The organism is Streptomyces sp. NPDC051555 (assembly GCF_044454405.1).
Taxonomy (GTDB): domain Bacteria; phylum Actinomycetota; class Actinomycetes; order Streptomycetales; family Streptomycetaceae; genus Streptomyces.
The window spans coordinates 57,713-82,069 of the sequence record NZ_JBITDP010000010.1 but is presented as its reverse complement, the minus strand read 5'-3'; the positions used below and the strand labels follow the sequence as shown (position 1 = coordinate 82,069).

23 protein-coding genes and 1 pseudogene are annotated in these 24,357 nt (G+C 72.5%); 11 read left to right on the top strand and 13 right to left on the bottom strand.

Going from position 1 to position 24,357, the window contains the following annotated elements:
• Positions 1 to 96: 96 nt before the first annotated feature.
• The 3 genes from ACIBEA_RS21415 to ACIBEA_RS21405 are packed head-to-tail and all read left to right on the top strand — an operon-like array spanning position 97 to position 1,473.
• Positions 97 to 366 carry a DUF742 domain-containing protein gene (locus ACIBEA_RS21415; protein ID WP_399263148.1) on the top strand — a complete coding sequence of 90 codons (270 nt, stop codon included), beginning with the start codon at positions 97 to 99 and terminating at the stop codon, positions 364 to 366.
• A complete protein-coding gene (locus tag ACIBEA_RS21410; RefSeq protein ID WP_399263146.1) occupies positions 347 to 982 on the top strand; it encodes a GTP-binding protein in 636 nt (211 codons plus the stop codon). The genes ACIBEA_RS21415 and ACIBEA_RS21410 overlap by 20 nt, the downstream gene beginning before the upstream one ends.
• Before the next feature lie 47 nt (positions 983 to 1,029).
• The gene (locus tag ACIBEA_RS21405) at positions 1,030 to 1,473 is read left to right on the top strand and encodes a roadblock/LC7 domain-containing protein (RefSeq protein ID WP_399263144.1); all 444 of its coding nucleotides are present in this window, start codon (positions 1,030 to 1,032) and stop codon (positions 1,471 to 1,473) included.
• Between the two features lie 87 nt (positions 1,474 to 1,560).
• Here the strand turns inward: ACIBEA_RS21405 and ACIBEA_RS21400 are convergent, their stop codons facing one another.
• The gene (locus ACIBEA_RS21400; RefSeq protein WP_399263142.1) at positions 1,561 to 2,433 is read right to left on the bottom strand and encodes a hypothetical protein; all 873 of its coding nucleotides are present in this window, start codon (positions 2,431 to 2,433) and stop codon (positions 1,561 to 1,563) included.
• Positions 2,434 to 2,690: 257 nt separating this feature from the next.
• Between ACIBEA_RS21400 and ACIBEA_RS21395 the strand changes: the two genes are divergently transcribed.
• Together ACIBEA_RS21395 and ACIBEA_RS21390 are read left to right on the top strand one after the other, a co-directional pair.
• On the top strand, positions 2,691 to 3,449 hold the full coding sequence (locus tag ACIBEA_RS21395; RefSeq protein ID WP_399263140.1) for a signal peptidase I: 759 nt from the start codon (positions 2,691 to 2,693) through the stop codon (positions 3,447 to 3,449).
• A 781-nt stretch (positions 3,450 to 4,230) separates the two neighbouring features.
• The gene (locus tag ACIBEA_RS21390) at positions 4,231 to 4,680 is read left to right on the top strand and encodes a hypothetical protein (RefSeq protein ID WP_399263138.1); all 450 of its coding nucleotides are present in this window, start codon (positions 4,231 to 4,233) and stop codon (positions 4,678 to 4,680) included.
• Between the two features lie 40 nt (positions 4,681 to 4,720).
• Here ACIBEA_RS21390 and ACIBEA_RS21385 read toward each other — a convergent pair whose 3' ends face one another.
• The 4 genes from ACIBEA_RS21385 to ACIBEA_RS21370 form a co-directional block, all read right to left on the bottom strand.
• On the bottom strand, positions 4,721 to 5,590 hold the full coding sequence (locus ACIBEA_RS21385; RefSeq protein ID WP_399263136.1) for a ParA family protein: 870 nt from the start codon (positions 5,588 to 5,590) through the stop codon (positions 4,721 to 4,723).
• A 241-nt stretch (positions 5,591 to 5,831) separates the two neighbouring features.
• Positions 5,832 to 7,124 (bottom strand): D-alanyl-D-alanine carboxypeptidase family protein, encoded by a 1,293-nt coding sequence (locus ACIBEA_RS21380; protein WP_399263134.1) that lies wholly within the window; start codon positions 7,122 to 7,124, stop codon positions 5,832 to 5,834.
• Between the two features lie 26 nt (positions 7,125 to 7,150).
• Entirely contained in the window at positions 7,151 to 8,254 is a 1,104-nt protein-coding gene (locus ACIBEA_RS21375) for an alpha/beta hydrolase (protein ID WP_399263133.1), read from the bottom strand.
• A gap of 141 nt (positions 8,255 to 8,395) precedes the next feature.
• Complete coding sequence (locus ACIBEA_RS21370; protein ID WP_399263131.1) at positions 8,396 to 9,073, bottom strand: peptidoglycan-binding protein; 678 nt, start codon at positions 9,071 to 9,073, stop codon at positions 8,396 to 8,398.
• Between the two features lie 90 nt (positions 9,074 to 9,163).
• On the opposite strand from ACIBEA_RS21370, the pseudogene ACIBEA_RS21365 reads away from it, so the two are divergent.
• Positions 9,164 to 10,765, top strand: a pseudogene (locus tag ACIBEA_RS21365) (sensor histidine kinase); the annotation flags it as partial.
• A gap of 51 nt (positions 10,766 to 10,816) precedes the next feature.
• Here ACIBEA_RS21365 and ACIBEA_RS21360 read toward each other — a convergent pair.
• Positions 10,817 to 11,458, bottom strand: coding sequence for a response regulator (locus ACIBEA_RS21360; protein ID WP_399263449.1), 642 nt, complete (start codon positions 11,456 to 11,458; stop codon positions 10,817 to 10,819).
• Between the two features lie 125 nt (positions 11,459 to 11,583).
• Between ACIBEA_RS21360 and ACIBEA_RS21355 the strand changes: the two genes are divergently transcribed.
• The 4 genes from ACIBEA_RS21355 (at position 11,584) to ACIBEA_RS21340 (ending at position 16,363) form a co-directional block, all read left to right on the top strand.
• Positions 11,584 to 12,213: a LuxR C-terminal-related transcriptional regulator gene (locus ACIBEA_RS21355; protein ID WP_399263129.1), complete on the top strand. Its 630-nt coding sequence runs from the start codon at positions 11,584 to 11,586 to the stop codon at positions 12,211 to 12,213.
• A 273-nt stretch (positions 12,214 to 12,486) separates the two neighbouring features.
• Complete coding sequence (locus ACIBEA_RS21350; protein ID WP_399263127.1) at positions 12,487 to 14,388, top strand: nitrate- and nitrite sensing domain-containing protein; 1,902 nt, start codon at positions 12,487 to 12,489, stop codon at positions 14,386 to 14,388.
• A 5-nt stretch (positions 14,389 to 14,393) separates the two neighbouring features.
• A complete protein-coding gene (locus tag ACIBEA_RS21345; protein ID WP_399263125.1) occupies positions 14,394 to 15,689 on the top strand; it encodes a sensor histidine kinase in 1,296 nt (431 codons plus the stop codon).
• Entirely contained in the window at positions 15,686 to 16,363 is a 678-nt protein-coding gene (locus ACIBEA_RS21340; protein ID WP_399263123.1) for a response regulator, read from the top strand. The genes ACIBEA_RS21345 and ACIBEA_RS21340 overlap by 4 nt, the downstream gene beginning before the upstream one ends.
• Positions 16,364 to 16,434: 71 nt before the next feature.
• On the opposite strand, the gene ACIBEA_RS21335 is transcribed toward ACIBEA_RS21340, so the two are convergent.
• Positions 16,435 to 17,829 (bottom strand): sensor histidine kinase, encoded by a 1,395-nt coding sequence (locus ACIBEA_RS21335; RefSeq protein ID WP_399263121.1) that lies wholly within the window; start codon positions 17,827 to 17,829, stop codon positions 16,435 to 16,437.
• Positions 17,826 to 18,560 carry a response regulator transcription factor gene (locus ACIBEA_RS21330; protein ID WP_399263119.1) on the bottom strand — a complete coding sequence of 245 codons (735 nt, stop codon included), beginning with the start codon at positions 18,558 to 18,560 and terminating at the stop codon, positions 17,826 to 17,828. The genes ACIBEA_RS21335 and ACIBEA_RS21330 overlap by 4 nt, the downstream gene beginning before the upstream one ends.
• 166 nt (positions 18,561 to 18,726) lie before the next feature.
• Here ACIBEA_RS21330 and ACIBEA_RS21325 point away from each other — a divergent pair, with 166 nt between their 5' ends.
• Complete coding sequence (locus tag ACIBEA_RS21325; protein ID WP_399263117.1) at positions 18,727 to 19,302, top strand: hypothetical protein; 576 nt, start codon at positions 18,727 to 18,729, stop codon at positions 19,300 to 19,302.
• Here ACIBEA_RS21325 and ACIBEA_RS21320 read toward each other — a convergent pair.
• From ACIBEA_RS21320 to ACIBEA_RS21300, 5 genes are all read right to left on the bottom strand, one after another.
• Positions 19,283 to 20,017 carry a DciA family protein gene (locus ACIBEA_RS21320; protein WP_399263115.1) on the bottom strand — a complete coding sequence of 245 codons (735 nt, stop codon included), beginning with the start codon at positions 20,015 to 20,017 and terminating at the stop codon, positions 19,283 to 19,285. The genes ACIBEA_RS21325 and ACIBEA_RS21320 overlap by 20 nt on opposite strands.
• Entirely contained in the window at positions 20,014 to 21,384 is a 1,371-nt protein-coding gene (locus ACIBEA_RS21315) for a transcriptional regulator (RefSeq protein WP_399263113.1), read from the bottom strand. Before ACIBEA_RS21315 ends, ACIBEA_RS21320 begins: the two co-directional genes overlap by 4 nt.
• Positions 21,385 to 21,776: 392 nt before the next feature.
• Positions 21,777 to 22,250, bottom strand: a complete 474-nt coding sequence (locus tag ACIBEA_RS21310; RefSeq protein ID WP_399263111.1) for a hypothetical protein — start codon at positions 22,248 to 22,250, stop codon at positions 21,777 to 21,779.
• A gap of 332 nt (positions 22,251 to 22,582) precedes the next feature.
• Positions 22,583 to 23,392 (bottom strand): hypothetical protein, encoded by an 810-nt coding sequence (locus ACIBEA_RS21305; protein WP_399263109.1) that lies wholly within the window; start codon positions 23,390 to 23,392, stop codon positions 22,583 to 22,585.
• Entirely contained in the window at positions 23,385 to 24,254 is an 870-nt protein-coding gene (locus ACIBEA_RS21300) for a ParA family protein (protein WP_385059211.1), read from the bottom strand. Before ACIBEA_RS21300 ends, ACIBEA_RS21305 begins: the two co-directional genes overlap by 8 nt.
• Positions 24,255 to 24,357 lie beyond the last annotated feature (103 nt).

The window sequence follows — 24,357 nt, the reverse complement described above, 5'->3', positions numbered from 1 at the left end:
GCGTCAGTTCCCCACGCGTCCGTTCCCCCGTCGCCCGCCCCCGCGCCGATCGCCCCCCGCCCGTACGCCATCACGGCGGGCCGGACGGTGACCCTGTTGGCGTTGCCGCTGGAGGCCCTGGTGCAGACGGTGCCCAGCCCGTGGCCGGGCACCGGGCACCCCGAGCACGACCACATCCTGACGCTGTGCGTCCGGCCCACCTCGGTGGCCGAGGTGTCCGCCCTGCTGCACGTGCCGATCGGGGTGGCCCGCGTCCTGCTGTCGGACCTGTCCGGCATGGGGCTGGTCTCCGTCACCGAGCCCACGGGTGACGCACCGTCCACCACGTTGATCGAAAGGGTCCTCAGTGGACTTCACAGCATCTGAGCAGCACCGGCCGCCCGCGACGGCGGACCCGGGCGGTGCCCGGTCGTCCGCGAAGATCGTCGTGGCCGGTGGCTTCGGCGTCGGCAAGACCACCCTGATCGGCAGCATCTCCGAGATCGTGCCGCTGCGCACGGAGGCCGTCCTGACGGCCGCCTCCGAGGGCGTGGACGACCTCAGCGGCGCCCCCGACAAGCGGACCACCACGGTGGCCATGGACTTCGGCCGGGTCACCCTGGAGGACTCCCTCGCCCTGTACCTGTTCGGCACGCCCGGCCAGGACCGGTTCTGGTTCCTGTGGGACGACGTGGTGACGGGTGCGATCGGGGCGATCGTGCTGGTCGACAGCCGCCGGCTGGCCGACTCCTTCCCCGCGGTGGACTACTTCGAGGAGAACGGGGTCCCCTTCATCGTGGCGCTCAACGGCTTCGGCGGGCACCAGCCCTTCAGCCCGGCGCAGGTGCGCGGGGCCCTGCAGATCCGCGACGACGTTCCCGTGCTGCTGACCGACGCGCGGCGCCGCGACGCGGTGAAGGAACTGCTGATCAGGATGGTGGAACACGCCCTGGAACGCAGGCTCGCCGCCCCTGCGGCCCCGGCCCTGGCCGCCGCCGGCTGACTCCCCGCCCTTCCCCACTCTCCCCTCCCCCTCCTGGAGCACCTCCGATGCAATCAGCTCCCGTGCAGTCGGCCGACCAGCGGGCCGCCGCCATCACCCGCGCCGTCCACGAGCGGTGTGCCGGCACCCCCGGCGTCGAGCGGGCCGTACTGCTGTCCGCGGGCGGGCTCGTGCTGTGCACGGACGCGGCGACCGACAAGGCGGACGCCGAGCGGCTCGCCGCCCTCGCCGCGAGCCTGATGTCCCTGACCAAGGCCGCTTCGCACGCCTACGACAGCGGCTGGGTGGCCGCCTCGGTGATCACCATGCGCGACCACCACCTCTGCATGGCCCCCGTCGACGAGCAGACCTCGCTCGTGGTCCTCGCCGACGCCGCCCTCGACACCGGCCGCATCACCTACGCCACCGCCGTCCTGGCCGCCGAGGTCGCCCCCCTCCTGGACGACAGCGCCCGCGACCACCTGGGCCGCTTCTTCCTGCTGCCGGGCTGAGCCGGGGGTCCGCACGCGCCGAAGCTCCGATGATCAGGGTGACCTTCACGTCGCCCGACCACCGGAGCCCCGATGCTCCCGGTTCGGCTACTTCACCGTGATCGCGGCCACCTCACGGTTGTTGACGTAGATCTTGTAGGCACCCGCGGTGGTCGCTTCGAACGCGCCGCCCTTCTTCGTCAGCTGAATCGTTCCCGTAGGCGCGTCGCTGTTCTTGAGGTACCAGTAGACGTTCGTGTTCACGGTGTTCCCGGGGACGCCCTCCTTCCGGAGGGCCACATCGGCGAGATAGCCCTGCGCGGGCATGCGTCCGGTGAGGTTGTAGTCGAGCTTCACCTTGCCTGCCTTGACGTCGGCGACCGACACCTCGGTTTCGTGCAGCCGCACCTCGCCCGGCTTCAGCGCGGCCTGGCCCCGGGTTGCCGTCAGGTCGATCTTCACCGTGGGGATCTCGATGTTCTGCAGGTTCGCGGGGAGGTCCTTCGGGAGCTTGAACGTGGCCTTGATGGTCTTGCTGCCCTTGCCCTCGACCGTCACCTTGCCGTCGCTTCCGAGGCCGAGGCCGTTGTCGAAGGTGATGTACTGCTTCAGCTTGTTGACCTCGGCCTTGGTCACCTCCGTGTTGCCCTTGTAGAAGGTGATTCCGGTGAGGGCCACATTGAGCGGCTCGTCCGAGATGTTCTTCACCTCGGCGGTGGCGCTGTCACCGATCTCCGAGCCCGGCTGCACCGGCTTGCCGGTGAAGGACGTCTTGACCGATACCTGCATCGGCTTGTCGATCTCCACCTCTCCGGTCCGGATCGTGCCGAGGTCGACGTTCTCCGTCTGCTGCAGCGCGGCGTAGCCACCCAGGCCGGCCAGACCGAGACCCAGCGTCAGCGATCCCGCCAGTAGCTTCCGCCGGTGCTGCTTCACCTTTCGCACCTTCTCGGCAGAAGCGGACTCGATCGAATGGTCCATGAGGGCCCCTCAGGTTTCTCTTTGACGATGGCCCCGCACCGCGGGGGTTCCCTCATCTTCAGGGCAGATTTGACCATCCTTTTGATGTAAAAAGTTGATAAGTGGTCGCCGAATGAAGGAGGAGCACACCGCACCGAATTCCCCGACACATCGGTCAACTTTTGGCAAATAAAGGTCACATAATGGCGATGTCCTTTTCGGCTCCTCCCTCGGAAGACTGAAGCGGTCAGCTGGTCTAGTCATTCACGAGGTGGAGCTTGTTGCGTCGTCTGTACCAGTGGGCGATCAACGGACTGGTCGGCGCCCTGGTCTTCACCGTTGCCGGAGCCGCGGCCGCCCAACTGGCCGGCGCCGCCTTCCTTCCCGTACTGACCGGCTCGATGCACCCGACCATCCCGCAGGGCGCGCTGGTCGTGGTGACGGGGGCCAAGCCCTCGGATCTCCACGTCGGGGACGTGGCCGTCTTCCAGCCGCCCCCGGGGTGGACGCTCCCCGGCGCGATTCCGGTCGTCCACCGTGTCCACTCGTTCGAGGATCGCGCCGGGATGCGCCTGTTGCGCACCAAAGGTGATGCGAACAAGGACCTGGATCCTTGGAAGATAAACCTCGCGACGGGTGAATTCCAGCGAGTCGTCTTCTCCGTGCCCTACCTGGGATCTGTCATCAACAGCTCGCGGGGAGTCATCGGTTACGGCGCCGTACTGGCCGGCCTCGGCTTCGTACTCACCGCGATCGTGAGGGCCTTCCGTGGTGTCGGGCGCCACCGGAACAGACAAGGAACGAAGGGCGGAAAGCACGCCCCACAAAAGGAATTGGCTTCCCTCCGTGCACAAGAATTTCCTCCACAGAACACGACGGCCGCTCCGGAATTCCGGCACGGCGGTCCTGGGACTGGCGGCCTTCCTCGCGGGGGCGGCTCCCGCAACGGCCGCGCCTGCCGCGTCCGGGGACGTGGAGCTCCGTCTCGGGGTCTCGGCGACCAAGCAGTTGACGTGGCCCGAACTGAATCCGGGTGAGACATCGTCACGGGACTTCAAGACGACGCTCCACGGCTCCTCGCACCCGGCCCGCATCAGGGCCACGCTGCATGCCGACGGCGACCTCGTGGGGCAGCGGGGCGTCACCGTACGGGCCACGGCCTGTGGCCTCCCGTGGAGCGACGACGGTCAGTGTTCCGCGCCCGGTGGTCCCCGCCCTCTGGCCGCGCCCGGACCCCTGGAAGGGGAGTCCCCCTGGACGCCCTTCTCCCTCTCACCCGGTGAGGAGGCGTACGTGCGGGTGACCGCCGCCATGGCGGGCGACGCCCCTGCTTCGGCCGGAGGCAAGTCGGCCGACATCCACGTGAACCTGGTCGCCACGGCCTCTGGTGACGCCGGGCAGGCGGATCGGCCGGGAGGCGGGGATCGACCGGGAGAGACGGATCCGCCTCCCGGAGGCACGCTTCCGCACACCGGGATGCGGGCCGGAATCCTCGCGCTGCTCGGCGGCCTGGCCCTGGCTCTCGTCGCCAACGGAATCGTTCTCGTGAAGCGTCGTGGACGATCTGTCACAAAGGGAGTGGATTAGATGAAGCACCGGCAACTGGTCCGGTTGCGGTCCAGGGCGGTTCTCGCGGGCGCGGCACTGTGTCTCGCCTCGGGCAGTACGGCCGCGGGTGTCCTGGCTCTCCGGCCCGTGGAGAACGTGGAGATCGGTTCCCTTGCGACGGGTGCGACCGGGGTGAGACTGAGCGCTCCCGGATCCGGCCTCACGGCCTTCGGTTCCGACCCCCTCACGGGGATCACCACCGGATCAAGCGTGGAGCGGCACGTGAAGGTGACCAGTCTGGCCACCACGGATCAGGACGTGTCCTTCCAGTTGCTCGGAGGTGCCGCGCTGGGATCGGGGATCCCGGAGATGAAGGTCGCACGCTGCTCCGACGCGGGATGCGCGAAGACCGGGGCCGTCGGTGGGACGATGCCGCTCAAAGCCCGCGAGGAGGCGATCGTGAAGGTCGTCCTCAGCTTCACCGCGCCGCTTCCCTCGAAGGCTGCCGGTGTTGAGGTGGCCGACATCAGGCTGCGGGCGCGGGTCGGCGGCGCACAGGACTCCGCCGGCATCGTGGAGGTCAACCCCTTGAGGCTCGCTCCCGCGGCGCCGAAGCCCTCGGAATCGGGCCGACCTACGCCTCCTCCGAGGTCTCCGCTCCCCAGCGCATCCGCGACGCCGGCGGCTTCGCCTTCCGGTTCGCTCTCGCCTCCCCCCTGAAAGCCGCCTTGGGGGCTGTCCGTGGAACACCCGATGGGCTTCAGGCCACGATCCGCGCCGGGGTGTCCCAGTCCGCCTGGGGCTGGCGCATGCGGGTGAGGACCTGGCACATCAGCTCGCCGTACATCCGGCCCGGGGCGTGGCCGGCGAAGCGGACGACCGCCGGGACCCCGAAGGCGAAGGAGTCGCTGATCCGGTTGTCCAGCCGTATGTCGGCCGGGAAGGGCGCGAGGTCGGCGTCCAGCATGCCGTTGCGGGTGTCGACCTCCTGCGCCCGCCACTTCGAGGGCGGGTTCGACCGGTTGACGATCGCGCCGAGGTACACGGGGTCGCACTCCCCGTCGGTGCGCCCCTTGACGTACCGCACCGTGCCCCGCGTGGCCGCCGCGCCCTTGAGCGCGGGGTACTCGGGCACGCAGACGGTCAGCACGTAGTCGGCCGCCGCCAGAGCGGTCGCCGCCATGGAGGAGACGGCGGGCGGGGTGTCGATGACGACGAAGTCGAAGGCGTCCGCCACGTCCATCAGCATCCGCCGCAGCACCGGAGTGGCCGGGTAGCCGGCCTTGTGGATCAGGTCCTGGGCGGCGGTCATCGTCGATTCCTCACTGGCCAGCAGGTGCAGCGTGCCGGCGCCCTCGAAACCCGCGACGAGTTCGCTGCGGTCGAACCAGACGGCCGACAGGTCCGCGCGCATGCCCTGTAGCCCTGCCTGGATCACCCAGCCGAGCGAGCGGGCGAGTTGGTCCTGGCTGGAGAGGTTGAGTCCCAGCGCGGAACCCGCCTGGGCCTGGGGGTCCAGGTCCACGACGAGCACGCGTTGGCCCGCCAAGGCCAGCGCCGCACCGATGTTGACGGTGGAACTGGTCTTGCCGACGCCCCCCTTCTGCGTAGCAATGGCAATGATCTTCACGGCAGGAGCCCTCGGGTACGTGACGCGGGAATGTCAAGCAGGACCATAACAGCGACCCCGCGGTGATCGGGGAGAGCGGAATTCTGGCCCGACTTCCCCTTTCCGCTGACCAGCGCCCTGCATTCGTACGAAAACACGGGGCCGTGCCATCCGCCGGAGGAACGCATCACACGAAATATCGGCCTTATGGCCAGTCTTCCTCCGTGCCCACAGCGGGCCCTTTTCCTCTTGCCATCCCGTTTCAGCCCTGCGCGCGGCGGCGCCGGCGCACCAGCAACCAGCCCGAGCCCCCCGCCACGGCCGCCGCCCCGACTCCGATCGCGCTCCAACCCAGCGCGCCCGGACCGGAACCGGAGCCGGTGGCGGAGGTGGAGGCTGCCGCCGCCCCGCCCTTCGCCGCGGCGCCGCCGCCCGCCCCGGCCTGGTCCAGGGTGCCGACCGGGGTGGCCTTGCCGGCCGCCGCGAAGCCCCAGTCGAGGAGGGCGCGCATCTCGGTGTAGACCTGGTCGCGCTTGTTGTCCTGGGGGTTCATCACGGTCACCACGATGGTGTGACCGTCCCGCTGGGCCGCTTCGGCCAGGGTGTTGCCCGCGTTCGTGGTGTAGCCGTTCTTGCCGCCGATGAGGCCCGGGTACGGGGCCACCCCGTCGGCGCCGGACAACATGCGGTTGGTGTTGCTGATCCCGAAGGGCTTGTCCTTGCCGGGTCCGGCGGGCCCACCGGGGAACTGCGCCGAGGCGGTCGAGCAGTACTCCTTGAAGTCCTTGTCCTTCAGGCCCTGCCGCAGGAAGAGCGTGAGGTCGTACGCCGAGGAGACCTGGCCGGGGGCGTCGTAGCCGTCGGGGCTGCGCACGTTCGTGTCACCGGCACCGAGCTCCTTGGCGCGCCGCTGCATGTCGGCGACGGTCTTCTCGACGCCGCCGTTCATCGCCGCGAGCACGTGCACGGCGTCGTTGCCCGAGCGCAGGAACACCCCGCGCCACAGGTCCGGCACTTGGTAGGTGCCCCCGGGCACGATGCCGACCGCGCTGCTGCCGTCGCCCATCCCCTTGAGGTCCTCGGGCGTCACCGTGCGGCTGCCGGTGTGCGGCACCGCCGGCAGCACCGTGTCCGCGAAGAGCATCTTCAAGGTGCTGGCCGGGGGGAGCTGCCAGTGGGCGTTGCGCGCCCCGAGCACCTGGCCGGTGTCCGCGTCGGCCACCACCCAGGACAGCGCGGAGAGCCCCGCCGGAAGGTTCGGGGCGCCCGCGCCCACCTGGTCCCCGGGACTGCCGAGCCGCTCACCGCCCACCTTCGACATCTGCGCCGGCGGCTCCTTGCGCGCCGCGGCGCCGCCGGGTGCCCCGGGCGTCGGTGTCGTCGACGGCGCGGGGGTCCGCGGCGCCCGCGGGGTGCTCGCGTGGGCGGGGGCGACGCCCGCGCACGCGACGAGTGCGGTCGCCGCCAGCGCCACCAGCGCGCGCCGTGGCATCGCGGACCCCCGGTCGAGGGGCGTGGTCACGGTCGATGTCGTGGTCGATGTCGTGGTCGTCATCGGCACGTCCCTTCCCCTGCGCACGGTCACTTCGCGGCGACCGGGCCGCGCATCCGGTCGCTCATCCACTTCAGGTCACCGGTGAACAGGGTGTCCGTGTACTTGTAGCCGTCGTGGCCGCCCTCGAAGGACGTCACCTTGGTCTCTATCGGGCCCTTGGTGATGTCCTGGCGGAGCTTGTCGAGCGCCGCGACCTCCGACTTGGGCTCCTTGGTGCCCATGAGGAAGGAGATCGACACCTTGTGGCCGGTCGTCGGGGCGGAGGGCGAGGGGCTGCTCTTGGGCGTGCTCTTGGGACTGGCCTTCGAGCCCGCCTTGGCGCTGCTCGACGGGCTGCTGGAAGGGCCGCCCGCGCCGCTCTTCTTGATCAGCTGCTCGGCCAGCCAGGCCGGGCTGTTCTCCTGCTTCTCCTTCGGATGGCCGTTCCACAGCGGCGAGTCGGGGGCCGCGTCGGGCCCGCCGGCGATCGCCACGCTGAACCGCTCGGGGTACTGGAGCACCATCTTCATGCCCACGTAGCCGCCCGAGGAGGAGCCGAAGAAGCCCCAGCCCTTCGGGTCGGCGTAGGTGCGGAAGTTCTCCCGCACCAGGTCCGGGACGTCGTCCGAGATCCAGGTGCCCATCTTGGGCTGCCCCGGTATGTCGCTGCCGTCGAGGTAGACGCCCTCCTTGGCGTTCAGCACCGGCATGACCACGATGAAGGGCAGGCTCTCGCCCTTGTCGGCGGCCTCCCCGATCCGCTCCTGGAGGCGGAACTCCTTGGAGAAGAAGTAGTTCGTCGGGTAGCCCACGGCGCCGGGCAGCGCCATCAGCACCGGGAAGGCGCTGTCCTTGTACTCGGGCTTGCCGTACTGCTTCGGCACCCAGGCCCACACCCGACCGGTGAAGCCGGACTTCGCCCCCGTCAGGTCGGTGCGCACCACGCGGGTCCCGTCGGGCAGTTCCCGCTGCGTCGTCCACTCGCGCGGCTTGGTCGGCATCCGTACGTCGCTGGCGGCCTTGGTCTCTCCCGGCTTCGCCGACTCCTTCGGGGCGAAGGAGACGGGATCTCCATCGCTGGAGCAGCCGGACAGCGCGGCGACGGCGGACAGGACGAGGGCCGCGCAGAGCGTGGCGGAACGGTGTATCACTCGGATCTCCGGTGCAGACTGAAGGATCTCGAACGCGGTCTCGAACGGATCTCGCAGGTAGAGATCGATACAGCGACAAATCGGTTCCATCGAACCGGCATGAGGTTGCCCGGAACCGCAGGGACCGCGCGGGCCCCGAGGTCAGGGTGCGACCCGCTCCAAAGCGGTGCGGGTGGCCGGGCCGTAGCGGCCGGGGGGATCGGCGGCGACGGCCGCCGCGACGGTGGACCATCGCTGGAACGCGCGCACCGCCGCCGCCGTGTCCTCGTCGTAGGACCCGAACCGGTGGCCGTGGTACATGCCGATCGAGTAGAGCATGCGCTGCATCCGCGTCACCGGTTCCCCCGCGTCGCCCGGGCCGAGGATGTCCCCTCCGGAGCCGGAGGCAGAGCCGGAGCCCGGCCCCGCGGACGTGCCCCCGGACCGTTCCCCGGAGGGCGACGGGACATCCGGTCCCGGCGACCGGACCGGCCCGGCGGACCGGTCCGGGTGCGCGGCGGGATCGGGCGCCGGGGACGACGGGGCCGCGGATCCGGAGCTCTCCGAGCTCCCGGCGGCGGCGCGCGGGGCCCCGCTGCCCGAGCGGGCCGGGTCGGTGAGCGCGCGGAAGCCGTCGCTGCCGACGGCGACGGCGACGAGGACGAGGGTCACGACGACCACGGCCGCGAGGGCGAGCGCCCGCCGCGGGAGCCGCGACCCGGGGGGCCGCCGGCGGCTGGGCAGTCGGACGGTGTCGAGCACCAGCGTCGTCTCCGCCCGTCCGTCGCCTGCCCGTTCGTCCCCGGCCCGTTCGTCCCGGGCCGCGCCCCATCTGTCCATGGGCCCAGTCTCACCGGCCCTCCCTTATCGGTGATCCAAAAGAACCTTAAAACTCCTTAAATCGCCGACAGGAAAAGCGCATGTGACGGAATGTCAATATCGGGCCGTCCGGAACAGGCAATTACCCGACGAATCAGCGGTATCGTACGGACCGAAGACACGCTTCAGCCCGTGCGGGCCCGGCGGGTGAATTCCCGTCACACCGCTGCCGCCGGGAAGACGAGAGGGCCATCCCCGTGGAACACCAGCGCCGTTCTCATTCCACCACCCCTTACCCGTCCGGTTACCGGTCCGGTTGGCCGGGCGACACACCCGTGTACGACCGGACCGTCGCCGACCTGGGCGATCCCACGATGGATTCGATCATCCCCGGGGAACTTCTCCTCACTTGGGAAGAACACCTCGGCTATCTCCCGGTACAGCCGTAGGGCCTATGCGAAATCACCCACAGGTCCTCCGCGAGGAACTCGACAGTCCGCCGCCTCGGGACTTTCGACCCGGCTGCGAAGAGGCCAATGGCCCCTTTGTAAACCGGTCCGGTCTGCTCTAATTCTGACAATGCTCAAGAGTCCGGCCGGAATACGGTCCCTACCGCACGCATGCCGGTGCATAGCGCCCGCGGTTGCCCTCTGGAGCGCATGGAACTGGCTGGGCCACATGCCCGGCGGCCTCGTGCTCTCCGACCGGCCGGCCCTCGTGGTCGTGCTGTGCGTCCTGCTCGTCGTCGCGATGGTCCGCCACGCGGCCCGTCCGGTCGTCTACGCCGTGCTCGCGATGCTGGGGCACCTGCTGGCCGACACCCCGCTGGTCCTCGCCGTGGCCCTCTACGCGGCCGGCGTCCGGGTCCGCGGTCGACGCGTACTGGCCGCCCTCGCCGTGACGGGCTCCCTGGTCGCGGTCGCCGTCGCGGTCTACGGGCGTCCCCCTTCCGGCTCCTCCGGCCCGCTCGACCCCGGCTCCTTCGACGTGCGGCAGACACTCGTGGCCCTCGCCCTCGCCCTGGGCCCCCTGTGGGCGGGGCGCACGTGGGGCCGGCGCGAGCGGGCCGCGGCGGCGGACCGCGAACGCACCGCGGAGCTGGAGCGGGCCCAGGCCCGGCTGGTGGAGCGGGCGGAGGCGCGGGAGCGGTCCCGGGTCGCCCGCGATCTGCACGACATCGTCGCCCACCGGGTGAGCGACATCGTGCTGGCCGCGAACGCGCTCGACGCCACCTCCCGCGCCGTCCTGCCCCCCGTGGCCGTGCGGACCGTCGACCGGATCCGGGAGAGCGGGCAGCGGGCCCTGGAGGAGCTGCGCGAGGCGCTGCACCTCGTCACGGCCGCCAACCTGCCCTGTCCGGCCGAGCGCATCCCCGAGCTGATCGCCCACGCCCGACGGGGCGGCCTCGACGTGACGCTGGATCAGGAGGGGCACGCCGAAGTGCTGCCCACACCGCTCCAGCTGGCCGCGTACCGCGTGATCCAGGAGTCGCTGACGAACGCGACGAAGCACGCGGTGGGCGCGGCGGTGACGGTCCGGGTCGACTGCGACGTCGAGGGGATCCGGGTGGAGGTGCGCGACAGCGGCGGCGTGCGGCTGCCCGCCCGCACCCTGCCCGGCGGTGGCAACGGGCTGGCCGGGCTGGCCGAGCGGGTGCGGCTGCTGGGCGGCACCTTCACGGCCGGGCCGGCCGGCGACGGCTTCGCGGTGAGCGCGTCCGTACCGCACCGACCGGCGCGGACGCCGGACACCGGGGCAGCGGGCTCACATCTCCAGCGGCCCGAGCCGGTTGACGAAGCGGGCCAGCTGCACCCGGCCGGTCAGGCCGAGCTTGCCGAAGAGCTGGGCCACGTGGTTCTTGACCGTCGCCTCGGTGACGCCGAGCCGTTCGCCGATGGCCGCGTTGGTCAGCCCGAGCGCGAGCAGGCGCAGCACGGAACGCTCGCGGTCCGTGAGGGTGGCGAGGAGGTCGAGGTCCTCGGCGGAGGCGGAGGTGTCCGCGCGCAGGGAGTCGAGCAGGCTCCGGGTCACCACCGGGTGCAGCACCGAGTGCCCGGCGCGGGCCGCGCGGACGGCTTCCAACAGGTCGTCGACCGCGAGGTCCTTCAGCAGGAAGCCGGACACCCCGAGATCGAGCGCCTCGCGCACCCGGGACTCGTCGTGGAAGGCCGTCATGACGAGCACCCGCGGCGGCCGGGGCGCCTCCAGCAGTCTTCGTGCGACCACGAGTCCGTCCTCGTCGGGCAGGACCAGGTCGACGAGGGCGACGTCCGGCCGGGTCCGCGCGGCTTCGACGACGGCCTGTGCCGCGTCGCGGGCGATGCCCACCACCTCCATGTCCCCGGCGGAGCCGATGATCTGCTCCAGACCCGCCGCGGTGATGACGTTGTCCTCGATGACCAGCACTTTGATCAGCAACAGCAGGCTCCAGACGGTCACGGCGTACGGTCAACGTGAACTCCGGCCCGCTCCCACCGGTTCCCCTGCGCGCGCCCCTCCCCCTCCCCTCCCCCCGTTCGGAGCAGCAAGCGATGATCACGGTCCTGCCGGTCAGCGGCGATCACGAACTGCGCGCGGTGCTGCGCGACGAGCTGCGCCGCGCCGCCGACGTCAACCCGATCGGCGAGGCCTGGGACGAGGCGAGCGCGCGCGAGCGGATCCGGGTGCTGCTGCCGGACGTCGCCGTGGTGTACGCCGACGCGCGCCTCGACGGGTGCGCCCTCACCCGGGAGTTGCGGCGGGGGCCGGGCGGCCCGGAGGTGGTCCTCGTCGGCCGGCCGGGCCCGAGCATCGTGGCGGACGCGGTGGCGGCCGGTGCGTCGGGGGTGCTGTCCGTGGGTGCGCTGCACAAGGACCTCGGGCGGGCGGTGCGGTACGTGGCGGCGGGTCAGGCGTTCTTCTCCGCGGAGATGACCTCGTACGTCCTCTCCCTCGTCGCCCATCGGCCGCGGGCGGCGCGGCGGCCGTCGGCGGCCGTGTCGGAGGCGTTGACCGACCGGCAGCGCGAGGTGCTGGAGCTGCTCTCCACCGGTCTGTCCAACGCGGCGATCGCCGACCGGCTGCACCTGCGGGTGGCCACGGTGAAGACGCACGTGAGCGAGATCCTCACCCGCCTCGGCGCGCACAACCGGGTCGAGGCGGCCCGCATGCTCTTCCCGTGAGAGCCGGCCACCAGCTACACCCCTTACGTCCGGCAGGACCGCCCCGACCTGCGACCTTCGGCCGATGTTCCTAGGCCTTTAGTCGGCCGATGGTCCATCCAGCGGTGCATACGCTGATACGGAGTTCACTCCCACCGCACCGGAGTGTCCACCATCGGAGCGGGGTTGACGCCGTTCGGCGCCGGACGTCGGTCCGATCGGCTGCCACCGTGGGACGCGCCCCCGCACCACACCACGGCCGGACCGAGCCCGCGCCGGAAGACGTTGGGACCCATGAGCACCTACGCACTGCACCACAGGCGGCTGGGCACGCAGGTCGGACTCGTCCTCCTGCTGCCGCTCTGCCTGGCGCTCGGGCTCGCGGTGACCGTCGTGCGGGACGCGGCGGAGCAGCACCACGACACGGTCGTCACCGAACGCCGCGCCTTCGTCGCGTTGGCGGCCACGGCCGTCACCCGCGGCCTGGAGAACGAGCGGGCCGCGCTCGCCCTGGCCGGGGGCAAGGTCACCGACCAGGTCGAGCAGCGCCGGCTGGAGACCGACCGGGCCGTCGGGAAGTTCCGCGAGGACGCCGGCCCCGGCGCCGCCGACGCCGCCCTCGCGCCCCGGCTGGCCCGCGCGCGCACCGCGCTGGACGGGCTGGACCGGGCCCGTGCGGCCGACCTCACGCGGCCCGGCGACCTCCCCGACGCGGTCTCCGCCTACGCCGACGCCGTCGAGGCGCTCGGCGCCCTCGCCTTCGCCCCCGGACCCGGTCCCGGACCCGATTCCGCGGACGGGACCGCCCCCCGAACCACCGACACGGCCCGGGCCGTGCGCGCGCTGGCCGCGGGCACCGCCGCGCTGTCCGCGCAGCGCGCCCTGATCGACGCTGCCCCCGACACCACGGCGCTGTCCGGCAAGGACATGGCCTTCCTCGCCCAGCAGGACGGGCAGCGGCGCTACGCGGCGCGGGAGTTCCGGGCCGCCGCCGACGCCCGCAGCGCGCCCGGGCCGGACACCACCGCGATCGACGACGGCTGCCTGACCGCGCCGCTCGCCCGCGCCGCCGAGGGCAAACGGCCCGCCCGCGCCGAGTGGGGCGGCTGCGCCACCCGGGTGCTGGACCGGATGCACGAGGTCTCCTCGTCCCTGCAGGAGCAGTCGCTGCGCGCGGCCTCCACCGCCCGGGCGCGCGCCTGGGAGGCGCTGCTCGCCCACGTGGCGCTGGTGGCCTGCGCCGTGCTGGTCTCCGCGGGCGTGGCGGTGTTCGTCGCACGGCGCCTGGTGCGCCGCCTCCAGCGACTGCGCAGGGCGGCGCTCAAGGCCCAGCACGAACTGCCCGCCCTGGTCGCCCGGGTGTCGCGCGCCCCCGACCCCGGGGGCCTGGCCCTCGATGTGACTCCGGTGGACCTCGGCGCCACCGATGAGGTCGGGGACGTCACCCGGGCGTTCGACGCGGTGGTGCGGGAGGCCGTCACCCAGACCTGTCGCCAGGTGGTGCTGCGCGCGGTGGTCCACGAGCGGCTCGCCGCCATGTCGCTCCGCTCGCACGTACTGGTCCAGGAACAGCTGGACCTGCTCGGCCGGCTCCAGATGACCGAGGGGGACCCGGACGCACTGGACTCCTTCTTCCGCCTCGACCACCTCGCCAACCGGATGCGGCGGCACGGGGAGAACATGCTGCTGCTGACCGGCGCCGCGCCGGGCCGCGCCCACCCGCGCCCCGAGCCCCTGATCGACGTACTGCGCGCGGCGGCCTCGGAGGTCGACGAGTACACCCGGGCCGCCGTGCGCCAGCCGGTGCCCGCCGTCACCGTCCCGGCCGGAGCCGTCAGCACGCTGACGCACCTGCTGGCCGAGGTCATCGACAACGCCGTCCGCTTCTCCCCGCCGGACCGACCGGTCGAGGTGTCCGCCGAGCTGCTGCCCGGGCAGCAGCTCGTGGTCCGGGTCCGCGACGAGGGGTCCGGCATCCCCCGCGAGCGGCTCGACACCCTCAACGTGCTGCTCCAGGGCGCTCCGTCCGCCGACTGGATGGAGTCGGAGCAGATCGGGCTGCACGTCATCGGCAGGCTCGCCGCCCACCTCGGCGCCCGCGTCTGCCTCGACTCGTCGTGGCGGGGCACCACCGTCGTCGTCCGCCTGCCGGCCGGGCGGCCGGCGACCGCACCGGCAGAACGTCCCCTGGAGTGACCCGCATGCCCACTCACGTCTACCGCCTCGCCCAGCGGAAACTGCGCGCGCTCGGCCGCTGCGAGACGCCGCTCTCCCCGCGCCAGCGCGTCCTCCAGGACGCCCTCCTGGCGGCCTTGGTGGGGGCGGCGAGCTGCTTGGCCCTGGCCACCGTCCACGGGACCGGCCTGCTCCTGGGGTACGGGAGCAGCGTCGCGTGCGCGCTGGTGGCGGCCGGGAGCCTGATGTGGCGGCGCACCCGCCCCGAGCTGTGCGTGGCCGTCGCCCTCGCCTCGACCCTGGCGTCGGACGAGGGCACCGCGCTGATCGCCGCCGTCTACGCGACGGCCGTCCACGGGCGGCGCCGACCCGGCGCCGTCGTCGGCGCGGCGGTCCTCGGTTACGTGTGCACGCGTCCGCTGATCGGGGACTTCGTGGACGACCCGCGCAGGCAGGTGTATGTCGCCGTCGTCAACTTCGTGGTGCCGGCGATGCTGGGCTGCCTCGTGCGCCGCCAGCGGGAGTTGCGGGAGCGGCTGCGGGAGCGGCTGTCGAGCGCGGAGTCCGCGATCGACAGCGCGGCGCGCTTCGCCATCCTGGAGAAGCGCACCCAGCTCGCCTTCGAGATCCACGACACGGTCGGCCACCACGCCACCTACTTGGTGATGCGGGCGGGAGCCGCGCAGCGCCGCAAGGGGCTCACGCCCGAGGTGGCCGCGGAGTTCGGGGCGATCCAGGACGGCGCCATCACCGTGATGCAGGAGCTGCGCGGGGTGATCAACGTCCTGCGCGAGCCGGACGATCCGGACGAGCCGCTGCGCGGCCACCTGAGCTGCAACGAGTTCCTGGAGGGCCTGACCCGCAACATGCGGGCCATCGGCATGGACGCCTCGCACGCGGTCGAGGGCCGCCCGCGCGACCTCGGTCAGCGGTGCGAGTCCCTGCTCTACCGGGTCAGCCGGGAGGCCCTGACCAACGCGGCGAAGTACGCGCCGGGGGCGCCGGTCCGGGTCCGGCTGGTGTACGGGCCCGGCACGGTCTCCCTCCAGGTCGTCAACGGGCGGACCTGCGAACACCCGGGCCCGGGCGCCGGGTACGGCTCGGCCGGGCTCGGGCTGCGCGGGCTGACCGACGCGCTCCACGCGGTCGGCGGCCATTTCGACGCGGGGCCCGTGGCCGGTGGCGGCTACCGGGTCCAGGCGGTGGTACCGCTGCCGGCCGCGCCGGACCGGGTCACCGTGCCCGTCCCCCGCGAGCCGACCGAGCAGATCGAGCCGACCGAGCAGACCGAGCACTCCGAGAACGAAGGACGCGCCCTGTGAGCATCCGCGTGGTAATCGTGGACGACCAGACGATCATCCGGTCCGGCCTGCGGATGATGATCGAATCGGGCGACGGGTTCGAGGTGGTCGGCGAAGCGGTCGACGGCGCCGAGGCCCTCGTCCAAGTACGGGTGCACCGGCCCGACATCGTCCTGATGGACCTGCGGATGCCGCACGTCGACGGGATCGCCGCGACGCGCAAGCTCCTGGAACTGCCCGATCCGCCGCGGGTGCTGGTGCTCAGCACGTACAGCGGTGACGGCCAGGTGCTGGAGGCCCTGGAGGCCGGGGCGAGCGGGTTCCTGCTCAAGGACCTGCGCTGCGAGGAGTTGTTCTCCGCGCTGGAGGTGGTGGCCACCGGCGGCCGGGTCTTCGCCCCCGAGGTACTGCGCAGCCTGGTGCGCCAGGCGATGCGCCGCGTCCCGGTGCGGGTGGACGGCGTCGACGCCAAGGTGGCCTCGCTCAGCGACAGCGAGCGCAAGGTGCTGCGGCTGATCGGCATGGGGATGACGAACGAACAGATCGCCCGGGAGCTCCACCTGGCGGGGACCAGCGTGAAGACGTACGTCTCGCGCACCCTGGCCAAACTGGGCCTGGAGAACCGCACCCAGGCCGCGGTGGTGGCCTACGGCATGGGCCTGGCGGCCACACCCCCGGCCCCCACGGCCCGCTGATGCCGGCGGGGCTGGGAAATCCAGCCTCGCCGGCGTTTGAGGCGCCCCCGGAGGGACAGTTGGCGGCCGCGTCAGCGGGGGCCGGACGACGCCGTGTGACGGGCGGTGGTGCCGCGGCGGCCGCCGCGCCGGGCCCGGGGGCGCCGGCCGGTCGGGCGGGGGGCGTGGCCGAGGCGGACCCGGACCTCGGCGCCGCCGAGCACGGAGCGACCGATGCTCACCTCGCCTCCGGTGGATTCGGCGAGCTTGCGGACGATGTCGAGCCCGAGGCCCGTGGAGCCCGCCCGGCCGCCCTCGTTGCCGCGGCGCAGGGCCGCCTCCGGGTCGGCGATGCCGGGGCCGGCGTCCGAGACCAGCACGATCAGCGCGTCGCCGCCGCGGTGCAGGTCGACGGAGAAACCGGTGCCCTCGGGCGTGTGCCGGAAGACGTTGCCGAGCATCACGTCGAGCGCGGCGGCCAGCTCCGCCCGGGCCACCGGTACGGTCGCGGGCTCCTCGGTGCCCGCTACGCGGACCGGACGCCCCTCGTCCTCGGCCAGGGCCGCCCAGAAGTCGAGGCGTTCGCGGACCACGGCGGCGGCGTCGCAGCCGAGGCCGGGCACCGGCCCGGTGCCGGCGCAGGGGCGGTGCTCGCGGGCGCTGCGGATGATCGTGTCGACCTCCCCCTCCAGTTTCGCGACCGCGGCGCGGGTCTGCTCGGCGGGCGGGCCGTCGCCCAGCGAGGCCGCGTTCAGCCGTAGGGCGGTGAGCGGGGTCCGCAGCCGGTGGGAGAGGTCGGCGGCGAGCTCCCGCTCCGCTTCGAGCAGGCTGATCACCTGCTCGGCCATCTTGTTGAACGCCTGGGCGGCGGTGCGCAGTTCCGCCGGCCCCGCCTCCGGCACGCGGGCGTCGAGCCGGCCCTCGCCCAACGCGTGCGCGGCCTCGGCCAGCCGTTCGGCGGGGCGCACCATCCGGACGCCGAGCCGGTCGGCGACGACGGCCGAACCGACGACGAGCGCGAGAGCGACCCCGGCCAGCACCAGCCAGGCGGTGCGCACCCCTTCGGTGACGTCGTGGGCGGGCACGAACACCTCCACCACGGCCATCCGGGAGGAGCCCAGCGCGGTGGGCTGGAGGACGACCCACCCGCCGGGCACCGCGATCCGCACCATCCGACCGCGCCGCTCGGCGTCCTCGACGTCCTGCGGACGGACCCGGGTGCCGCCGAGTTCGGCGACCGGCACCTCCGGCAGGTGCACGGACATCCGTCCCTCGGCCCCGGCCCGCGTACTGGCCAACGCGTGCGCGAGCAGCTCGCGGTCGATGGTGAGGGAGAGCACCGGCCCGATCGCGGCGCCCTCGCGCTCGGCGGCGGTGAAGGCCCGGTCGCGGGCCGCGTCACGGACGGCGATGGCGAGCGGGACCGCGAACGCGGCGACGACCATCAGGGTGACCGCGAGGCACACCCGTACGAGAGCCCATTTCATGCGGTGTGGGCGCCCGCTCCGAAGCACGCCGACGTGCCGGGCGCCTCCAGCTTGAAGCCGACCCCGCGGACGGTGTGGAGGTAACGCGGCTGCGCCGCGCTCTCGCCGAGCTTGCGGCGCAGCCAGGACAGGTGGACGTCGATCGTCTGGTCGTCGCCGTAGGTCTGCTGCCAGACCTCCGACAGCAGGACCCGCCGGGGCACCACGGCGCCGGGGCGTTCGGCGAGGAAGGCGAGCAGGTCGAACTCGCGCCGGGTCAGCTCCAGCATCCGCTCGCCGAGGGCCGCCCTGCGCCGGACCGGGTCGATCCGCAGCTCGCCCACGGAGATGAGGGGCGACTCCTCACCGCGGCCCTCGTCGTACGAGGCGCGGCCGGAGCGGCGGAGAACGGCGGAGAGCCGCGCGGAGAGCTGTTCCACCGAGAACGGTTTCGTCAGGTAGTCGTCGGCGCCGCGGTTGAGCAGCCGCACAATTTCTGATTCGTCGTCACGGGCGGTCGCGATGATGACGGGGACGTCGGTTATCCCCCGCATCATTTTCAGGACTTCGGACCCGTCGAGGTCCGGCAGTCCGAGGTCGAGGATGACGACGTCGATGTCCTGGGCGGTCACTTCGCGCAATGCTTCGATTGCCGTTCCGGCACTTCGCACCACGTGACCGGATTCGGTCAGATGACGAATGAGGGCCGAGCGCACGAACAGGTCGTCTTCGACTACGAGCACACATGCCATGGCCCGAAGTGTACGACACGACTTCCCGACAGCGAACGGCGGCAAAGGAATGCGGACTTCGGCCCGGGCGGCCCGGGCGGCGCGATCGGCGTGCGGCACCGCGGGATCCGGACGAAGCGTACTGATTTCTTTGCACCGCGCGAAGGGCGCTGGATACGCTGCCCGAATGGAGACAGGATTGCTGCGCAGATCCGTGTGGCTGTTGGCCATGGGAGCGGCGGTCGCGGTTTCCTGGTGGGGCATCCGCAGCGTCATGCACGGGGCCGGCGACGATCCGCCGCAGGCCCTGCTCATCACGGCCGGAGCCTCCGCGCCCGCACCACCGCCGAAGCACTCGCCGTCCACCTCTCCGCCCCCGCACGCCCCGTCCGCCTCCCCTTCCCCACCGGCCGGTGCGGGTGCGCGCGGCCAGGGCGACCGCTCCAACGATCCGGGCACCCCGCCGGGAACGAACGGCCCGAGCAGCGGTCCGTCCCGGAGCACCGGGAACACCCCCTCGCCGTCGCTGTCGGCGCCCCGGGGCGACACGCAGTCCCGCGTCACCGAGGGCGGCACCGTCACGTTCGCGGTCCGAAAGGACTCCGCCAGCCTGCTCACGGCCTCACCGGCGCCCGGCTGGTCCGTGCAGCGTTGGGAAGAGGCCAAGTGGATCCGGGTGACCTTCACCCGCGGCTCCAGGTCGGTCTCCGTGTTCTGCGTCTGGCACGACCAGGCACCCACCATCACGACCGATCCCGCCTGACCGCCCCGCCCTTGCTGCCCGCTCCGCCCGCCGTTCCGCCCGCCGTTCCGTCCGCCGGGTCGGCGCCGCGGGCCCGTAGGCCCGCTTGGCGGCCCACCCGGTGGGCGGCCAACGCCCGGCGGTAGCCGGCGGAGGGCGCCGCGCCCTCGTAGGCCCCGTCGGCCCCCTCCACCGGCGGTCGGGTCGTCGGGTCCGCCGGATCCCGCTGGGTCGCGAGGGCCGGCGGATCGGGCAGGTCCGGTGCCCCCGGCGGAGCCGCCTCCAGGACGCGTATCTCCCGTACCCGCGCGCCTCCCGGCACCGCGGCGAACCGGCGCAGCAACTCGTCCCCGAGGAGCCGCAGGTGCAGGGCGTACGCCGGGGCGTCGGGCAGCAGGTCCAGCCTGCCCTCGGCCTCCGAGAAGCCCACGGCCCGTACGTGCCCGGCCAGTTCGGCGGCGACCTCGGGCCAGTGGGCGAGTACGCCGTCGGGACCGCGGCCCGGGCCCCAGGCCCGCTCGGTCACCACGCCGCGCACCACGGCGCCCAGCGGCTCCGGGTCGCGGGCCCCGCCGCCGCCCGCCGACCGGACGCTCCGGGCGGCGGTCCGGGCACCCGGCTCGGCGGCGCTCCGGGCGGCCGCGCGGGCGGCCTCCAGGGCGACCCGGGCGAGGTCGGCCCCGGGGCCGGAGCCCGGGCCGGAGCCGTGGGCGGCGGGGCCGACGGCAGGGGTCACGACCCGGCCCGGGGGTCGGCGAGGGTCAGCAGCCCGGTGGCGCGGGCGAGCCCGAGCACGCGCCGCACCAGCTCCTCGCCGTAGACCTCGGCGGCCCGCTCGCTGCCCCAGGCCCGGACGGCGGAGCGCACCAGCGTGCTGTCCCCGAGCATGAACTCGGCCCGGGCGGTCTCGCGCAGCAGGGCCGTGTCGTCGGGTGCCAACGGCCGGCCGTCGGCGGTGGCCCGGAGCGCGGCGGGGGCGGGGCGCAGGTCGGTGCGCGGCCGGGGCACGAGGGCGGTCGTGACCAGCTCCCGTACGGCGCGGGACCGCGGTGCGTTCGTGGCGGGCAGCCAGCCGCGGTGGCGGCGCTGCCCCGCGGCCCGGGAGTCCCGCCAGTCCTCGACGGCCATGGCCCGCTTCCGCGGGGTGTCGAGGAGGGTTTCGGCGCCCTGGAGCAGGGTCGCCAGCAGCCCGGAGGGACGGCGGACCAGATCGGCCTCGCCCCGGGCGTGCAGCCAGGCCATCACCTCGTCGGCGGTCCAGCCCGCGTCGGCGACGTGCCGCACGATCCAGGCGATCCGGGGGGTGGAGCTGCGGCCGAGCCAGCCGACCCGGCGGATCAACTCGGCTGCGAGCCGGAAGCGGCACCCGACGGCATTGAGCCGTCCGGTCCCGCCGGTGCTGGTGGGCGTGGACGTGGGCGGTTTCCCGCGACCGAGCTTCGCCTCAGAGGGCGGATGAGTATCAGCGGTGGGGGAAAGAGCATGAGTAGCGACCCCCATTGGGGTGCAACGGGCGGGGAGTCCGCGGCGGCCCGAACGGGAGCGCCGGCGCCGTGCGCTGCGGACGGCCTTGCGGCCCAGCGCGGCCATCTCGGCCCGCCCCGCTTCGGCCATCCCGACCGGCCGGCGCCGGACTCCGGTGCCGATGACGCGGACCCCGAGGTGGTCGTCGAAGGCGGCGGGGACGATCCTGGCGAACTCGCTCGCCCGCCGGCCCTGGGCCCGCACCCGCGTGCCGCGCTGGACGTAGGCGAGCAGCCCGGCCTGCCGGAGCATCTGAAGGTGGTACTGGACGGTGCGCTCGCTCACACCGAGCCGGCGCGCGAGGTGGTCGACCCCGGGGCGGCAGGGGGAGAACCGGACGAGTTCGTTCGCGATCCGCACGGTGGTGTCGCCGAAGGCGGGTCCGTGGGCGCGGCGGGGGCGGTAGTGCCCGCCGTCGGCGACCCAGTGCACGGCCTGCATCCAGCCGTAGCCGTCCGAAGCGATCCGACCCGTCGTGGTCGACACCCACTGGCCGGCCTCGGGGGTCCACAACGGGTCCTCGACGCGGACGCTCGCCGGGGCCGGGGCGCTCACCGGGGCGCTCACCGAGAGGCTCACCGGTTCGCTCCCCCGGCCCTCGACGGCCGAACGGTGGCGAGCCGGAGACGGCCTGATTGAAAAATGGCATGGCGGTAGTGCAAAATGGCGAAGCCTTCTCGTACGACGAGAGCATGGCAAAGCCGACTCTCGTACTTCTCCTCGGGTGTTCGGCAGGAACGGTTCGAATGCCGGGACGACCGGGCGTAAGCCGGTCGCCGGATTCCTTCGGAAGGCCTGCGAAGCCTTCCGGAGACTGGAAACACCGGGCGGGTGACTGCGAAACACCCCGACCCCCGGTGTCTTCCCAACGGCTGAGCCGTCTTCGGCCTACGTCATTTCGGCCTCCCCGTTAACAGGGGGGACCGGAATGACGTACGGCCGCGCCGCGTACGGGGCGACGCCGCGGGAGATCACCGCGCGGACCCGGAGTTTCCGCCGCGGCGGCGCCGTGAGGCCAGCGCGGCCATCGTGTCGGGCAACTGGGCGGCCCACAGGCCCACCGGGATGCGGAAGGCGGAGCGCCCGCCGAGGTACTTGAGGTCGAACGAGGCCCGCTGATCGGGCGAGGTCACCAGGTGGACGGAGTCCTCCAGGACCCACAAGGCCGTTTCCGAAGTGGTGGCGGGGTCGCTCGCGGCCCGTCGGGCGGCATCGACCGCCGACTGCTGCCACAGCTCCAGATCCTGCCGGGCGCTGCGCGGGCGGCGCGTACCGGGCCAGACGATCTGACAGACGAAGGCGTACACGCGCAGCGCGACGACGTCCTCCTCGAAATGCGGCTCGCTGAGCACGCCCTGGTCCCGCGCCTTCCAGGCCCACGATTCGCTGAGCCCCGCCGCAGCGGCGACAGCACTGGTACTGAGCTTTCCACTGGGCAGGGACATACAGCGCCATCTCCGTCACATGTCTGTGATTCACCGTTGATGGGATCATAACGCAACGCGGAATGAAATCTCGCGTCACTAGAAACGGCGACGATGCCCCATTGCCCGGAGACCTGTCAGGGCCTGGAAAACAGTCGAGGAATCATCAGCGAGAAGCTTTTCCATTGTTTTTCGGCACCGCTGTCACAAGTAATTGTGAGCTGTTGGTGACATCGATGGAGCGATCGTCACAGAGATGGTTCGTCACAGCGTTGCAGGCATCGTTGCAGCCATGGGTCGGGGGCCGGCCCGATGGCCCGGCCGACCCGGTGGCCGTTGCGGTCAGCTGACGGTCAGGGCTTCTTGACCGGCCGCTGCAACGGCCCCTCCGTCTCCAGGGCGTCGAGGAAGGTCTCGATCCCGGCGGAGACCACCTGGGTACCGCGCCGGCCGAAATCCGCCTCTTGGAGCTGCATCTTCATTCCGGAGGCCAGCGCGTACGCCCGCCGGCCGACCCGGTAGGTGGACGGCTGGGTCCGCTCCTGGTCCCAGAGCTGGCCGGTGCCGAATTCCTCGGCCATGGCGATGAGCGCGCCGACGTCGCCCGGCATGTGCCGCAGGGCGGCGTCGACGTAGTGGCCGATGGCCAGGTGCGGGTTCCCGGTGGTGCGCCGGTCCCGGTTGACCCTGGTCTTCAGGCGGGCGAGCACGTCGGGCGCGATGCGGAAGCCGTGCGCGCGCCACTGCGAGGAGCGGAGCTTGGCGTCGGCGTAGCTCACGTGGACGGCGCCGTGCGCCCATGGCCCGGTGGGCCGGTCGACGGGTGCGCCGGGCTCGGCGCACCCGGGCGCCAGGGGCCCGAGGGGTACGGCGGCGGGTGAGGCCGGTAGGCCGCCCGCCGCGGGCACGTCGGCCGCGGGGACGTCGACCCGGGGTACGTCGACCTGGGGTACGTCGGCCACCTCGGCCGGGTGGACCCCGGCTGCCGCGGGCATCGGGGCCGGGCCGGGGGCCTGGCCTCCCGAGCCGAGGAAGGAGCGCCCGGCCACCGCGTCCGCACCGGCCAGCAGGTCCTTGACCAGGGAGCTCCCCTGGATCCTGAAGTAGGACGGCGGCATCCGCTTGCCCCGGGGCGCCCGGCCCGGAGTCGACTCCTCAGACACGGGGCACCTCGCCCTCGATGCGTTCGGGCGTCTCCCACAGCTCCGGGGGCTGCCCCATCCTGCGGAGGATCTGCACCATCAGCTCGCCGTACATCTTGCCCGGGGTGTAGCTGGCGTAGCGGACGACGGCGGGGACCCCGAAGGCGAACGAGTCGCTGATCCGGTTGTCGACGCGGATGTCCGTCCGGAAGGGGGCCAGGTCGGTGTCGAGCATGCCGTTGCGGATGTTGACCTCCTGCATCTTCCACTTCGACGGCGGATTCGACCGGTTGATGATCGCCCCGAGGTACTGGGGGTCGCACTCGCCCCCGGTGCGGTCCTTCACGTAGCGCACCGTGCCGCGGGTGGCCGCCGCGCCCTTGAGCGCCGGGTACTCGGGGACGCACACGGTGAGCACGTAGTCGGCGGCCGCCAGCGCGGTGGCTGACATCGATGTCACCGCGGGCGGGGTGTCGATCACCACGAAGTCGAATTCGGAGGCGACCTCCAGGAGCATCCGCCGCAGCACGGGGGTCGCCTGGTACCCCTTCTTGTGGATCAGGTCCTGGGCCGCCGTCATCGTGGACTCCTCGCAGGCCAGCAGGTGCAGCGAGCCAGCCCCCTCGAAGTCGGCGAGCAGCTCGCTGCGGTCGAACCAGATGGCGGGCAGGTCCATGCGCATGCCCTGGAGCCGCCCCTGCATGACCCAGCCGAGCGAGCGGGCGAGCTGCTCCTCGCTGGAGAGGTTCAGTCCGAGTGCGGTGCCCGCCTGGGCCTGTGGATCGAGGTCGACCACGAGGACCCGTTGCCCGGCCAGGGCCAGGCCCGCGCCCAGGTTGACGGTGGAGCTCGTCTTGCCGACGCCGCCCTTCTGCGTCGCCACGGAGATGATCTTCACAAACACCTTCGGTGGTCGGCGGCGCGCTGCCCGGTTCCTCTGTCACGAGACCGGGGCGGCGCCACGTTTCCTGTCCGCTCTCTCGGAT

Coding starts and splice junctions, on each gene's coding strand:
- ACIBEA_RS21370 (WP_399263131.1), bottom strand. CDS start 9,073: ATGGACAGATGGGGCGCGGCCCGGGACGAACGGGCCGGGGACGAACGG.
- ACIBEA_RS21335 (WP_399263121.1), bottom strand. CDS start 17,829: ATGAAATGGGCTCTCGTACGGGTGTGCCTCGCGGTCACCCTGATGGTC.
- ACIBEA_RS21330 (WP_399263119.1), bottom strand. CDS start 18,560: ATGGCATGTGTGCTCGTAGTCGAAGACGACCTGTTCGTGCGCTCGGCC.
- ACIBEA_RS21345 (WP_399263125.1), top strand. CDS start 14,394: ATGCCCACTCACGTCTACCGCCTCGCCCAGCGGAAACTGCGCGCGCTC.
- ACIBEA_RS21325 (WP_399263117.1), top strand. CDS start 18,727: ATGGAGACAGGATTGCTGCGCAGATCCGTGTGGCTGTTGGCCATGGGA.
- ACIBEA_RS21400 (WP_399263142.1), bottom strand. CDS start 2,433: ATGGACCATTCGATCGAGTCCGCTTCTGCCGAGAAGGTGCGAAAGGTG.
- ACIBEA_RS21350 (WP_399263127.1), top strand. CDS start 12,487: ATGAGCACCTACGCACTGCACCACAGGCGGCTGGGCACGCAGGTCGGA.
- ACIBEA_RS21405 (WP_399263144.1), top strand. CDS start 1,030: ATGCAATCAGCTCCCGTGCAGTCGGCCGACCAGCGGGCCGCCGCCATC.
- ACIBEA_RS21355 (WP_399263129.1), top strand. CDS start 11,584: ATGATCACGGTCCTGCCGGTCAGCGGCGATCACGAACTGCGCGCGGTG.
- ACIBEA_RS21310 (WP_399263111.1), bottom strand. CDS start 22,250: ATGTCCCTGCCCAGTGGAAAGCTCAGTACCAGTGCTGTCGCCGCTGCG.
- ACIBEA_RS21380 (WP_399263134.1), bottom strand. CDS start 7,124: ATGACGACCACGACATCGACCACGACATCGACCGTGACCACGCCCCTC.